Raw genomic sequence first — 13,148 nt, 5'->3', positions numbered from 1 at the left:
TAAAATCGGGGCTATGTGCGGAATCGTGGGTTATGTCGGGGAAGATAAAAGCGTCGAGGTCCTGATGAGGGGGTTGCGGAGACTGGAATACCGGGGGTACGACTCGGCGGGGATCGCGGTCATCGACGATGACGGCGTGCTGAACACCAGGAAACGGGCCGGTAAGCTCGCCATTCTGGCCGGGGACCTCGAAGGCAACCCGATGAACAACGGCCGTACCGGCATCGGCCACACCCGCTGGGCCACCCATGGCGGACCGACCGACGCGAATGCGCATCCGCACCTCGGTGACAACGGCAAGCTCGCCCTTATCCATAACGGCATTATCGAAAACTTCTCCGTTCTCAAGGAGGAGCTCCTCTCCGAGGGCTTCACCTTCGAGAGCGAGACCGACACCGAGGTCGCCGCAGTGCTGCTCGGCCGCGAATACCAGCGCCTCGGCGACCTGAGCGCCGCGTTCCTGAGCGTCGTCGGCCGCCTGGACGGCGCATTCACCCTCCTCGCAGTGCACCAGGACCAGCCCGGTGTCGTCGTCGGCGCCCGTCGCAACTCTCCGCTCGTGATCGGTCTCGGCGACGGGGAGAACTTCCTCGGCTCCGACGTCGCAGCGTTCGTCGAGTTCACCCGCCGGGCCGTCGCCGTCGGCCAGGACCAGATCGTCACGATCACCCCTGAGGTCGTCACCATCACCGACTTCGACGGCAACGCCGTCGAGTTCGAGGAATTCGACATCGCCTGGGACGCCTCCGCCGCCGAAAAGGGCGGTTGGTCCAGCTTCATGGCCAAGGAGGTCTCCGAGCAGCCGGACGCCATCGCCAACACGCTCCTCGGCCGCATCCACGAGGGCCAGGCCGTCGTGCCCGAGCTCGAGGCCTTCGGCGACGACGTGCTCGCCGGCATCCGCCGGATCGTCATCGTCGCCTGCGGCACCGCGGCGAACGCCGGCTACGTCGCCAAGTACGCGATCGAGAAGTGGACCAGGGTGCCCGTCGACGTCGAGCTCAGCCACGAGTTCCGCTACCGCGACCCGGTGCTGAACCCGGAGACCCTGATCATCTCCATCAGCCAGTCCGGCGAGACCATGGACACCCTGATGGCGGTCAAGTTCGCCAGGGAGTCCGGCGCCAAGGCCATATCGATCTGCAACACCCAGGGTGCGACCATCCCCCGCGAGTCCGACGCCGTGATCTACACGCACGCCGGCCCAGAGGTCGCCGTGGCCTCGACGAAGGGCTTCACCGCCCAGATCGCCGCCCTCTACCTCTTCGCCCTGCACCTCGCCCGCGTGCGCGGCAGCATGACCGAAGCGGATGCCGCGGCCCAGATCGTCGAGCTGCAGGCCATTCCCGCAAAGATCGCGACCACCTTGCTCCAGGAGAGCGCCGTGCACGAACTCGCCGCCTGGATGTCGGACACCCGTGCCGTGCTGTTCCTCGGCCGCCACGTCGGTTTCCCGATCGCCCTCGAGGGTGCGCTCAAGCTCAAGGAACTCGCGTACATCCACGCGGAGGGCTTCGCTGCCGGCGAGCTCAAGCACGGTCCGATCGCGCTGATCGAGCCCGGCCAGCCCGTCTTCGTCGTCGTGCCGAGCCCGCGCGGTTCCGCGCACCTGCACCCTAAGGTCGTCTCGAACATCCAGGAGATCCGCGCCCGTGGCGCACGCATCATCGCGATCGCCGAAGAGGGCGACGTGGCCGTTCTGCCGTTCGCGGACACCGTGCTGCGGATCCCGCTCGCCTCGCCGCTGTTCGAGCCGTTCCTCGCGGTCGTGCCGATGCAGATCTTCGCGATGGAGCTGGCAACGGTCAAGGGACTCGACGTCGACCAGCCCCGCAACCTCGCGAAGTCGGTCACGGTCGAATAAGCGCGGGCGGAGTGGGGACGGGCAGGCGGTCGCTGGCGTGATTCGTGGCATCGGCGTCGACATCGTCGACCTCGACCGGTTCGACAGGCAGGTTCTGCGCACGCCCGGACTCGTTCCCCGGCTGTTCGCGGCCGCGGAACGCGGCCTGCCCAACCACTCCCTCGCGGCGCGATTCGCGGCCAAGGAAGCACTGATCAAGGCGCTCGGCGACAGCGCGGGCACGAGCTGGCAGGAGATGGAAGTCGTGAGCGACGCGCACGGTAACCCCGGATTCCGGCTGAGCGGGGTCATGGCCGAGGTGCTGCGTGCGCGCGGCGTCGACTCCGTGCACCTCACGATGACCCACGATGCGGGCGTCGCCTGCGCCTTCGTCGTGCTCGAGGGTGCATCGTGAGCGAGTTCCGCGAGGCCGTCATCGACCTCGGTGCGATCGCCGCGAACGTCGCACACCTGCGCGCCACGATCGGCACCCCGCATTTCATGGCCGTCGTCAAGGCCAATGCGTATGGCCACGGCGCGGTCCCCGTCGCCCGCACCGCCCTCGCCGCGGGGGCCGACTGGCTCGGCGTTGCCGATCTCACCGAAGCGCACGCGCTCAGGGACGCCGGCATCGGCGCCCCGCTCCTCGCCTGGCTGCACGGGCCCGACACGGACTTCGCGGCCGCGATCGCCAGGGACATCGACCTGGGTGTCTCGTCCGCCCGCCAGCTGCGGACCATAGCGGATGCCGCCGGCCGGCTCGGCCGCGTCGCGAACGTCCACCTGAAGCTCGACACCGGCCTCAGCCGCAATGGCCTGAACGGGCCGGACTGGGCCGAGGTCTTCGCGCTCGCATCCGGCTTCGAACGGGACGGCCTCGTGCACGTCCGCGGCATCTTCAGCCATCTCTCCAACGCCTCCCCGGCCGCGGACGACGAGGCCGTCGCCCGCTTCAGCTCCGGCCTCGACCTCGCCGCAGCGGCAGGGCTGACCCCGGAGCTCGCGCACCTCGCGTCGACAGCGGCCGCCCTGCGCCTGCCCGCCGCCCGGTTCTCCATGGTGCGGATCGGCATCGGCCTCTACGGGCTGTCCCCCTTCGACGACGCGAGCCCGCGGGAGCTCGGCCTTTCGCCGGCGATGACCCTCCGCGCGAGCGTCGCCGCCGTTCGCCGGGTGCCTGCGGGAGCGGGCGTGTCCTACGACTACCTGTGGCGTGCCCCAGAGGACGGCAATCTGGCCCTCGTCCCGCTCGGTTACGCGGACGGTGTGCCCCGCGCGACGTCCGGCTCTGCGCGGGTGAACATCAACGGCCGCGGCTATCCGATCGTCGGACGCATCGCGATGGACCAGTTCGTCGTGAGTCTCGGCCAGGACGGTGTCGACGTCGGGGACGAGGTCGTGCTCTTCGGCGACCCCGACGTGCGTGGGGGAGGGTCGGAGCCGGTGCCGAGCGCTGACGACTGGGCGGATGCCGCCGGCACGATCAACTACGAGATCGTCACCCGGATCGGGCACCGCGTGCCGCGCAGCTACCGGGCTGTCCTCAGCGAGAGCGGGGAGCCCGCGCGATGAACCGCCGGGTGATCCCCGACGCCGCTGCGATGCACTTCTGGGGCGTCCGCGTCGCCGCTGAGCTCCGCGCGGGCGACCTGCTCGTACTGACCGGTCCGCTCGGCGCGGGCAAGACCACCTTCACCCGCGGCCTCGGCGTCGGACTCGGGGTACGCGGCGCGGTGACGAGCCCGACCTTCGTGCTCGCCCGCACACACCCGAGCCTCGTCGGCGGCCCGCCGCTCGTGCACGTCGACGCCTACCGGCTGCAGGGCGCGATGGAACTCGACGACCTCGACATCGACTTCGAACACTCGGTCGTCGTGGTCGAATGGGGTCGCGGCCTGCTCGACGGCGTCACCGAATCCTGGCTCGACATCGAGATCGAGCGGCCGACGGGCGCATTGCAGACCGGGCCGGCGGGCGCGGCCGGCTCCGCCCGGGCATCCGCCGCACCCGGCCTGGACCTCGACGTCGACCTCGACGAGCCGCGCACCGTCACCATCACCGGGTTCGGCCCCCGCTGGGCCGCGTTCGAGGGCGCATGGCCCGGGGAATAGGCTGAACAGGTGCTTCTCGCCATCGATACCTCCGCCGGAACCAGCGTCGCGGTCGTCGACGGGGTCCGCGGCGTGCTCGCGGACATCGACACCGCAGACACCATGCGCCACGCGGAGGTGATCGGCAGACTCATCGCAGAGTGCCTCGACCGGGCGAACGTGCGGGTCGCCGACCTCACCGGTGTCGTCGGCGGCATGGGCCCTGGCCCATTCACCGGTCTCCGCGTCGGCATCGCCGCTGCCCGCGTCTTCGCTCTCGGCGCCGGCCTGCCCTTCCTCCCCGTGATCAGCCACGACGCCATCGCCCTGAGCCGCTTTCGGGCCGGCCACACCGGCGGCCTCGTCGTCGTGACCGACGCCCGCCGGCGCGAGGTGAACTGGTCGGCATACAGCGGGGCGGATGCCGCCGGCCTGCCCGTACGCCTCGCCGCGCCAGGGGTGGCGAAACCGGCCGTCCTGCTCGAGCCCGACTGGGTCTACGCGGGCCTGGTCCGCGCGGACGCCGTGACCGTTCCGGCCGCCGACCTCGGCAGGGTCGCTGAACTGCTGCTGGCCAACGACCGTGCCTTCGCGACCGACGCCGCCTTCTACCTGCGCTCGCCCGACGTCACCCTCTCCAACGGTCCGAAACGGGTGAGCTGAGTGACCTGGCAGCTGCGCCGCGCCCACGCGGGCGACCTCGACGGCATCATGGCCCTCGAGACCCGCCTCTTCGAGAACGACGCCTGGTCCGCGGAGGGCATGCTCCGGGACGTGACCGACCCGGACTGCTACTACCTCGTCGCGGTCCCGCCGGACGAACCCGACCGCATCGAGGCATACGCGGGGCTGCTCGCGCCGCGCGGGGCGCTCGAGGGCGACATCCAGACCATTGCCGTCACCGAGACGGCCCGCCGGCACGGTCTCGGCGGCACCCTCGTGCAGAGCCTCGTCACCGAGGCCCGCAAGCGAGGCATCCGCGAGGTGTTCCTCGAGGTCCGCGCCGACAACCCCGGCGCCCAGCGGGTCTACCTCCGGCTCGGCTTCGAGGAGATCGGTGTGCGCCGCGGCTACTACCAGCCGGACAACGTCGACGCGCTCGTGATGCGACTCGCAGTGCCGCCCGCGGAGGCGGCGCTCGCCGCGCCCGACCCGGTGCAGTCCCCGACCGACCCGACGGATGCCGCGGAGGCGACCGAATGAACCGCGACAACCCCCTGGTGCTCGGCATCGAAACCTCCTGTGACGAAACCGGCATCGGGATCGTCCGCGGAAGCCGGCTGCTCTCCAACACGATCGCCTCATCGATGGATGAGCACGCCCGGTACGGCGGCGTCGTACCCGAGGTCGCGGCGCGCGCCCACCTCGAGGAGCTCGTCCCGATGATCCGGGCGGCGACCGAGGACGCGGGCATCCGCCTCGAGGACGTCGACGCGATCGCCGTCACCTACGGCCCCGGCCTGTCCGGCGCGCTCATGGTCGGCGTCGGCGCCGCGAAAGCACTCGCGATCGCCCTCGGCAAGCCGATCTACGCGGTCAACCACCTCGTCGGCCACGTCGGTGCCGACGTACTCCAGACCGACGCCGATCCGGGCACGGAGCCCCTCGAATACCCGACGATCGCCCTCCTCGTCTCCGGAGGGCACACCTCGCTCCTCCTCGTGCGCGACCTCATCTCCGACGTCGAACTGCTCGGCGAGACCATCGACGACGCGGCGGGGGAGGCCTTCGACAAGGTCGCCCGCATCCTCGGCCTGCCATACCCCGGCGGCCCGCAGATCGACCGCGTCGCGCTCGGCGGCGATCCGGCGTACATCCGCTTCCCCCGCGGCCTCAGCCATCACAAGGACATGGAACACCACCGCTACGATTTCTCCTTCTCCGGGCTGAAGACCTCGGTCGCCCGCTGGGTCGAGCAGACCCGCGACGCGGGGGAGACCGTGCCGCTCGCGGACGTCGCGGCGAGCTTCCGCGAGGCCGCCATCGACATCCTGCTCACCAAGGCCGTCGCCGCGTGCACAGACCTCGGGGTGCCGCGACTTCTCCTCGGCGGCGGGGTGATCGCGAACGCGCGGCTCCGCGAGCTCGCCGTCGAGCGAACGGATGCAGCAGGCATCGCCCTGCGCATCCCGCCGCTTTCGCTGTGCACCGACAACGGCGCCATGATCGCCGCGCTCGGCGCCCAGCTGATCATGGCGGGTCACGAGCCGTCCACCCTCGACTTCGGTGCGGATTCAACGCTCCCTGCTTCCGTCATCCAGGGCTGAAAACCGCGTCCCATCTCCGGTTCCTATGCATCCGCGATACGCTGGACGCAACAGACATGGCGCGTCATGGGCGTTGACACCCGTTCAATGAGGGTGCAACTATGGCACCGCCAGCTGATCGAAGCCCAAAGGAGCCGTTAGTCATGACCGACCCGAACCAGCCTCCGGTAACCCCGCCCCCGGTGAACCAGCCCCCGATCTACCAGGCGCCCGCCGCGCCCGAATACCAGGCACCCGCCGCGCCGGCGTACCAGGCACCTGCCGCTCCCGCGTATGGCGCACCGGACACGTACGGTCAGCAGCAGTACGGCCAGCAGCAGCAGTACGGCCAGCCGCAGGCGTACGGCCAGCAGGCCTACGGCCAGCCCCTCGCTCAGGACAAGTACAACGTCCTCGCGATCGTGTCGCTCGTGTCGGCGTTCTTCGTCTCTCTCGCCGCGATCATCACCGGCCACATCGCCCTCAGCCAGATCAAGAAGACCGGAGAAAAGGGCCGCGGGCTCGCCATCGCCGGCCTCGTTCTCGGCTACCTGGGCATTGTCGCCGGCATCATCGGCGCGATCCTCTTCATCGTGCTGATCAGCACGGCCTCGACCAACGGGTACTCCAGCTACTGACCCACTGGATCGTCCCTGCCGGCCTGTCGTCACGACTGACCTGCCATCACCGTTGACCCGTCAATGAAGTGGAAAGGAACAGCTCATGAGTGATCTGAACGCCCCTGGTGCCTCGGGAATCCCTCCGGTTCCCGAGGTTCCGCAGGTGCCCGACGTGCCGCACGTGCCCGAGGTTCCCGAGGTCCCGCAGATTCCGCGCGGCGAGTCCACCGTGGCCGCTGCAGGGCCGCCCGGAACGCAGCCCGTGGCATCCGGCGGCGATGGGTTCGCCGGTCCGCCGTTCACGGATCCTCCGACCGCCGGTCCAGCGCCCGGCGGTCCTGCCTCCGCCGGACCGCCGTCGCCCGGTTACGGGTATCCGTACCCGCCCGCCCCGGGGACGCAGGCTCCGACCCGCCAGCCGCTGCTCAGCATCCTCTCGCTTGTCGCAGGTGTCGTCGGACTGCTGGGCCTCCCGATCGCCTTCATCCCCTTCGTCGGCGGGGTGCTCACCCTGCTGCTGCCGGCCGCGGCCATCGTGCTCGGGGCGCTCGGTCGCACGAGGGAACCGCGCGCACGTGCCCTGTGGCTCACCGGCCTGATCACGGGCATCGTCGGCGTCGCCCTCTCCCTGCTGAGCATCGTCGTCTGGATCATCGTCTTCGCAAGCGTGCCGAGTACCTACTAATATCGCTGAGAGCCCGTTCCCCGGGCGAAGTGACCGGACCGGGAGGCCGCAGTGACGGATGCACGACGTCCCACCGCCGGTGACGACCTCCGTTTCGAACTGACGCGCCCGCCGGAGGAGGTCACCGGCGAACTCGACTACGCGTCGACCGTCACGGCTCCCACCGAATGGGTGCCGTACGTCTACACCGAGTCCGAGCTGCGCGCCCTTGCGCGCAGGCGCGCCCGCTCTCTCGCGTCCCTCTTCTTCGGCGCCGTCGGCCTCGCCGGCGCCGTCTTCGTGGTCTGGACCGCGCCGCTCTCACTCGCGGCCGTCGTGCTCGCCGTCTGGGCGAGCCGCACCGAACGCGCGGCCGTCGCGATCTGGGCCTGGGGCCTCGGCACCGGTCTCGCGGGCCTCGTCATCGCCGCCGGCTGGATCGTGTTGATCAGCCAGGGCATCAGCCCCATCCCGCACTGAGCTCCCGGCGTTGAGTGCCCGGCGCCGGGTGCCCGGCGCCGGGTGCCGGGCGCTGAGTGCTCAGTGCGGCGGCTGCACCCGCTCCACGAGCAGAGCGAGCCTGCGCCCGCCCGCCCGGGTGAGCACGAGAGTGGCCGACTCGGACCCGTGCAGCTTCAGCCGGGTGCGCAGCACGGCCGGGTCGACGTCCACGCCGCGCTTCTTGATCTCGAGAGTCCCGATCCGACGCTCCTTGAGCGCGAGCCGGAGTTTCTTCTCGTCCACCGGCAGCGACTCGAGAACCCGGAACGCCGTCGCGAACGGGGTCTCGTGCAGCGACTCTGAGCTCAGGTATGCGATGCCCTCCCCGAGCATCAGCGCGTCCATGCTGCGGGCCAGGTCGCCGATCAGCCGCGCCCGGATCACGGCGCCATCCGGCTCATACAGGTAGCTCCCGGGCACGCCCGCCTCACCGGGCACGGTCTCGACATCCGGACTGTCCGCGGCCGCGGTCAGCTCGTGCCGGCCGTCCCTGCCCAGGAGCAGGGCCGAACGGCGGATGCCCTCGCGAGCGAGAACGCCGAACCAGAGTCCCATCTCCACGAGCTTTCCGTCCACGGACACCCACTGCGCTTCCGCGGCGGCGGGAATGGCGTCACGGTCGTGACCCGGACCGAGCTTCACTCCGATCGGCATCCGCTCGCTCAGCCCGAAGACGAAGTCGAGGTTCGGCGAATAGTCTTCCGGGCGGGTCAGCCGGGAGGTATTGCTGTGACCGGCCGTACGGCGGGCCGGGTCGAGCCAGGCAGCGTCGAAGCCGGTGAGGTCGAAGGTCTCCGCGTCGCCGTGCACGACGGCGGCATTGTCGAAGGGGGCGAGGTTGTAGCTCGCGACCGTGGCCGTGACCTCGTCCGTGTCCACGGCGGTCACCTGGATGTCGAGCGCGGCGAGGGCCATCGAGTCGCTGCCGATCCCGCTGCCGAGATCGGCGACCCGGTTCAGTCCGGCAGCGGCGAACCGGCCGGCGTGCAGCGCGGCGACGTTCAGGCGGGTGGCCTGTTCGAGACCGGCCTCAGTGAAGAGCATCCGCCCGGCGAAGTCGCCGAACTTGGCCACGGCCTTCGCCCGCAGCCGCGATTGGCCGAGCACAGCGGTCACGAGTCCCTGCGGGTGGCCGGCCTTCCGCAGGTCGCTCACCAGCCGAACCACATCGGAGGCGTTGTCCCAGGGCGGAAGCGAGTCCAGCAGGCGCAGCCCCTCGGGGGACAACAGGTCAACAAGCTCGGAGCGTTCCATTGTCCAAACGATATCAAGCCATGGCCGCCGCGCCCGGAACGCCCGAGTCTGGCACTCACGTTGCGTGAGTGCCAGAAGCGCCCTAAACTCGCTGTTAGCACTCTCGCTGTGAGTCTGCCAACCAAGTCTTAGCTAAGAAAGAGGTCAACCGTGTCGGTCTCCATCAAGCCGCTCGAGGATCGCATCGTCATCAAGCAGGTCGACGCCGAGCAGACCACCGCATCAGGTCTGGTCATCCCTGACACTGCCAAGGAAAAGCCCCAGGAGGGCGAAGTCGTCGCCGTCGGCCCCGGCCGCATCGACGACAACGGCAACCGCATCCCGCTCGACATTGCCGTGGGCGACAAGGTCATCTACTCCAAGTACGGCGGAACCGAGGTCAAGTTCGGTGGCGACGACCTCCTCGTCCTCTCCGCACGCGACGTGCTCGCCGTCGTCGTCCGCTAGGGATTCGTTCCAGGCGCCACGCACGACCGCAGTACACGTACGAACAACACAAAATCCCGGATGGCCTGATCATCCGGGATTTTGTGTTGCCAGGTCCGCCCGAGCGCGGCCCGCACCACCCAACACGTCCAGGCAGGGCACGCCCGCGAAGGGAAATCGTTGTGAGCAGGACACGGAGCCAGTCGGCCGAACCGACCAGCGGACTCGCCTTCGCGATCTCCGCGTACGGCCTCTGGGGCCTGCTCCCGCTCTTCTTCCTGCTGCTGCACCCGACGGGACCCTTCGAGGTCGTGGCCTGGCGCGTGCTCTTCTCCCTGGTCTTCTGCCTCGCCCTGATCACCGTCACCCGTGGCTGGCCCGCCCTGCTCACAGTCCTCCGCCGCCCGAAGACGGTCTGGGTGATGGGCCTGGCCGGCCTCCTGATTTTCGTCAACTGGCAGACCTATGTCTTCGCGACGCTGACCGGGCACGTGGTCGAGGCCGCCCTGGGCTACTTCATGAACCCGATCGTCACGGTGCTGCTGGGCGTCTTCGTCCTGCACGAGCGGTTGCGGCGCATCCAGTGGATCGCGGTCGCGATCAGCGCGGCCGCTGTGCTCGTGCTGACGCTCGGCTACGGGGCACTCCCGTGGATCTCGCTCGTCCTCGCCCTGTCCTTCGGGTTCTACGGGCTGATCAAGAAGAACGTCGGACCCGGCGTCGGCGCGCTCACCGGCCTCACCCTCGAGACCGCCTGGCTGATGCCGATCGCGGTCGCGGAACTCCTCATCGTGGGCGCCGTCACCGGGCTCACCTTCGGCACCGTGTCGCCGTGGCACACCGTCGGCCTCGTCTCAACGGGCGTCGTGACGGCCGTCCCGCTGCTGTTCTTCGCAGCCGCCGCCCGCCGCCTGCCGCTCAGCCTGCTCGGCCTTGTGCAGTTCGTCGCACCGGTGCTGCAGTTCCTCGTCGGGGTCTTCATCCTCGGCGAGCCGATGCCGCCGGAGCGCTGGGTCGGCTTCGGGCTCGTCTGGGTCGCGCTCGTGATCCTCACGGCCGACATGGTCGTCACCGGACGCGCCCCGCGGCGAGCATCCCCCGAACCCCTCTGACCGGCGATACGCTCGGAGCATCCCACCTGTGAAAGGACCACGGATGCCCTTTCCAGCTCTGAACCTCACCTCGCGCCCCCGGGGGCTCACGTCTGCCGGTCTCGCGCTCACCGTCGCCGTCGCCGCGCTGCTGCTTTCCGGGTGCACCGCAGGGGACGCGCCCGTCGTCCTGACCAGCACTCCGACCGTCGCCGCGACGGTCGCGCCCACCGGCGACGGCACGCTCCTGATCGGCACGCTGTTCCCGATGACCGGGGAAGCGGGAGCCGCAGTGACCGGCGCCGCTCAGGTCGCCGGCACCGAGCTGGCCGCCCGCGAGATCCTTGAGCAGGCCGTGCCCGGCACCCTGCCGATCCAGCTCGTGCATCGGAACTCGACGGGGAACGTCGCGGCCGCGGTTGCCGACCTGGTGGCGCGACACGTTGACCTCGTTCTCTGGGACGCAACGAGTGCGGTGCCCGCTGATGTCACGGCATCCGTCGCCGCAGCGGGCATCGCCCTGCTGCCTCTGAACGACTTCACGAACGGCGGCACTCCGCTCGCGGCAGACGAGGCCTTCGCGGTGCGCCTGCGCACCTCGGACCCCGGGCTCGCCGACACCGCCGGAGGCGGGGAAGCCTTCGATGGGGTGGTGCTCGCGGCCCTCGCCGCGAGGGAGGCAGGCGACGACGGCGGGCCCTCGATCGCCCCGGCGCTCGACCGGGTCAGCCACGGCGACGCGGTGTGCGCATCCTGGGCATCCTGCATCACCGCCCTCGGTGAAAAGAAGCAGATCGCATACCAGGGCGTGACCGGGCGACGCTCCTAGTACAGCACCTCGTCCGACGGCGTCCCCCAGAGCAGGTGCCGGTGGTGTCACGAATCGCTAACGATGTTCTCTTTGCGCGGCAAGAAAACATCCTCGAAACAAAGTGATCCTAGGTTGGAGCCTAATAACGCGAGTGGGCCTCACCCGGAGGCGTACTTACGCGTGCAAGATGAAAGGGTACCCAGGATGATTAAATCCAAGCACGCCCTCCGGACCGCCATCGTGGCGGGAGCAGGCGTCATCGCCGTCATGCTCTCCGGTTGTGCATCCGGCGGCGGTTCAACCGCTACCACGACCTCGGCTGCGGCCGCGTCCTCGTACACCGACGCAGCTTGTGCGAGCGGAGCGTCAACGGACAAGTCGCTGGTCGTCGGCTCGATCCTCCCGATCACCGGTAGCCTCGCCTATCTCAACCCGCCGGAACTCGCCGGCGTCGGCCTCGCCGTCTCCGACATCAACGCCGCCGGCGGCGTCGACGGCAAGGACGCCTGCGTCCTGGCCACCGACTCCGGTGACAGCACGGACCTGACGATCTCGACCGCGTCCGCCCAGAAGCTCATCGCGGCCAAGGTCTCTGTCGCCATCGGCGCCGCGTCCTCGAGCGTTTCGCTCAACGTCGTCGACTCCTTCGCCTCCGCCAAGATCGTCCAGATCTCCCCGGCCAACACCTCGGCCAAGCTCAGCGGCTACGGTCCGTTCTACTTCCGCACCGCACCGCCGGACTCGGTCCAGGGTTCCGCGCTCGGCCAGCTCATCACGGGTGACGGCAACGCCAAGGTCGCCTTCCTCGTCTTCAACGACTCCTACGGCACCGGCCTCCGCGACTTCACGCAGGCCAGCGTCGAAGCCTCCGGCGGAACCGTCGTCTACGGCGGCAAGGGCAACGGCCAGGAATTCCCCCCAGGCCAGACCACGTTCTCGTCCGAGGTGACCGCCGCGAAGGCGACCAACCCTGACGCGATCGTCATCCTCGCCTTCGACGAGACCAAGTCGATCATCCCCGAGCTCAAGGCCCAGGGCGTCGACCTCTCCAAGGTCTACCTGTCCGACGGCAACACCGCCGACTACAGCAAGGACTTCGAAGCCGGCACGCTGACCAGCGCACAGGGCACGATCCCCGGCGCATACCCGGCTGATGACTTCAAGGCCAAGCTCGTCTCCTGGTACAAGGACACCCAGAACGCAGCTCTCGGAGACTTCTCCTACGCTCCTGAGGCCTACGACGCGACCACCCTCTCCGCCCTCGCGGCGCTGAAGGCCAAGTCCACCGTCTCCGCCGACATCCAGGCGCAGCTCGCGGCCGTTTCCGGCGCGAGTGGCAAGGGCACCAAGTGCAAGAGCTACGCCGAGTGTGCACCGCTCGTCACCGCCGGAACGGACATCCAGTACGTCGGACAGTCCGGCGTCGGCCCGTTCAACTCGCACAACGAGCCGTCGAGCGCCTTCATCGGCATCTACAAGTTCGACAAGGACAACAAGCCGGTCTGGCAGTCCGCCATCGAAGGACAGACCTCCTACTAGCAGGAGAGTGCTGATCGTCGGCTGAGGCCGGACGAACACAGGGAGCGGGGTCGGGCGAAAGCC

At 69.3% G+C, this 13,148-nt stretch carries 15 protein-coding genes; 14 read left to right on the top strand and 1 reads right to left on the bottom strand.

Annotated features, from left to right (window positions below; all coding sequences use genetic code 11):
• Positions 1 to 13: 13 nt before the first annotated feature.
• From glmS to QN357_RS04465, 10 genes are all read left to right on the top strand, one after another.
• Positions 14 to 1,864 carry a glutamine--fructose-6-phosphate transaminase (isomerizing) gene (glmS, locus tag QN357_RS04510; protein WP_134449921.1) on the top strand — a complete coding sequence of 617 codons (1,851 nt, stop codon included), beginning with the start codon at positions 14 to 16 and terminating at the stop codon, positions 1,862 to 1,864.
• A gap of 37 nt (positions 1,865 to 1,901) precedes the next feature.
• Positions 1,902 to 2,258, top strand: a complete 357-nt coding sequence (locus QN357_RS04505; protein ID WP_322137164.1) for a holo-ACP synthase — start codon at positions 1,902 to 1,904, stop codon at positions 2,256 to 2,258.
• Entirely contained in the window at positions 2,252 to 3,415 is a 1,164-nt protein-coding gene (gene alr / locus QN357_RS04500; protein WP_323504608.1) for an alanine racemase, read from the top strand. Before QN357_RS04505 ends, alr begins: the two co-directional genes overlap by 7 nt.
• Positions 3,412 to 3,954 carry a tRNA (adenosine(37)-N6)-threonylcarbamoyltransferase complex ATPase subunit type 1 TsaE gene (gene tsaE / locus QN357_RS04495; protein ID WP_323504599.1) on the top strand — a complete coding sequence of 181 codons (543 nt, stop codon included), beginning with the start codon at positions 3,412 to 3,414 and terminating at the stop codon, positions 3,952 to 3,954. The genes alr and tsaE overlap by 4 nt, the downstream gene beginning before the upstream one ends.
• 9 nt (positions 3,955 to 3,963) lie before the next feature.
• Entirely contained in the window at positions 3,964 to 4,596 is a 633-nt protein-coding gene (gene tsaB / locus QN357_RS04490; protein ID WP_134561632.1) for a tRNA (adenosine(37)-N6)-threonylcarbamoyltransferase complex dimerization subunit type 1 TsaB, read from the top strand.
• Positions 4,597 to 5,136, top strand: a complete 540-nt coding sequence (rimI, locus tag QN357_RS04485; protein WP_166787419.1) for a ribosomal protein S18-alanine N-acetyltransferase — start codon at positions 4,597 to 4,599, stop codon at positions 5,134 to 5,136.
• Positions 5,133 to 6,200 (top strand): tRNA (adenosine(37)-N6)-threonylcarbamoyltransferase complex transferase subunit TsaD, encoded by a 1,068-nt coding sequence (gene tsaD / locus QN357_RS04480; RefSeq protein WP_323504598.1) that lies wholly within the window; start codon positions 5,133 to 5,135, stop codon positions 6,198 to 6,200. Before rimI ends, tsaD begins: the two co-directional genes overlap by 4 nt.
• A 143-nt stretch (positions 6,201 to 6,343) precedes the next feature.
• On the top strand, positions 6,344 to 6,817 hold the full coding sequence (locus tag QN357_RS04475) for a DUF4190 domain-containing protein (RefSeq protein ID WP_134449927.1): 474 nt from the start codon (positions 6,344 to 6,346) through the stop codon (positions 6,815 to 6,817).
• Between the two features lie 85 nt (positions 6,818 to 6,902).
• Entirely contained in the window at positions 6,903 to 7,484 is a 582-nt protein-coding gene (locus QN357_RS04470) for a hypothetical protein (protein ID WP_323504597.1), read from the top strand.
• A gap of 51 nt (positions 7,485 to 7,535) precedes the next feature.
• Positions 7,536 to 7,943 (top strand): hypothetical protein, encoded by a 408-nt coding sequence (locus QN357_RS04465; RefSeq protein WP_134449929.1) that lies wholly within the window; start codon positions 7,536 to 7,538, stop codon positions 7,941 to 7,943.
• A 60-nt stretch (positions 7,944 to 8,003) separates the two neighbouring features.
• Here QN357_RS04465 and QN357_RS04460 read toward each other — a convergent pair whose 3' ends face one another.
• A complete protein-coding gene (locus QN357_RS04460; RefSeq protein WP_323504596.1) occupies positions 8,004 to 9,218 on the bottom strand; it encodes a class I SAM-dependent methyltransferase in 1,215 nt (404 codons plus the stop codon).
• Positions 9,219 to 9,368: 150 nt separating this feature from the next.
• Between QN357_RS04460 and groES the strand changes: the two genes are divergently transcribed.
• From groES to QN357_RS04440, 4 genes are all read left to right on the top strand, one after another.
• Positions 9,369 to 9,665 carry a co-chaperone GroES gene (gene groES, locus QN357_RS04455; protein ID WP_092339382.1) on the top strand — a complete coding sequence of 99 codons (297 nt, stop codon included), beginning with the start codon at positions 9,369 to 9,371 and terminating at the stop codon, positions 9,663 to 9,665.
• A 161-nt stretch (positions 9,666 to 9,826) separates the two neighbouring features.
• Entirely contained in the window at positions 9,827 to 10,756 is a 930-nt protein-coding gene (gene rarD / locus QN357_RS04450) for an EamA family transporter RarD (protein ID WP_134449931.1), read from the top strand.
• A 43-nt stretch (positions 10,757 to 10,799) separates the two neighbouring features.
• The gene (locus QN357_RS04445; RefSeq protein ID WP_323504595.1) at positions 10,800 to 11,564 is read left to right on the top strand and encodes a hypothetical protein; all 765 of its coding nucleotides are present in this window, start codon (positions 10,800 to 10,802) and stop codon (positions 11,562 to 11,564) included.
• A gap of 186 nt (positions 11,565 to 11,750) precedes the next feature.
• Entirely contained in the window at positions 11,751 to 13,085 is a 1,335-nt protein-coding gene (locus QN357_RS04440; RefSeq protein WP_134449933.1) for an ABC transporter substrate-binding protein, read from the top strand.
• Positions 13,086 to 13,148: the final 63 nt, after the last annotated feature.

The organism is Cryobacterium sp. RTC2.1, from assembly GCF_035018685.1.
GTDB lineage: Bacteria > Actinomycetota > Actinomycetes > Actinomycetales > Microbacteriaceae > Cryobacterium > Cryobacterium glucosi.
This window is presented reverse-complemented; position numbering and strand designations above follow the sequence as displayed.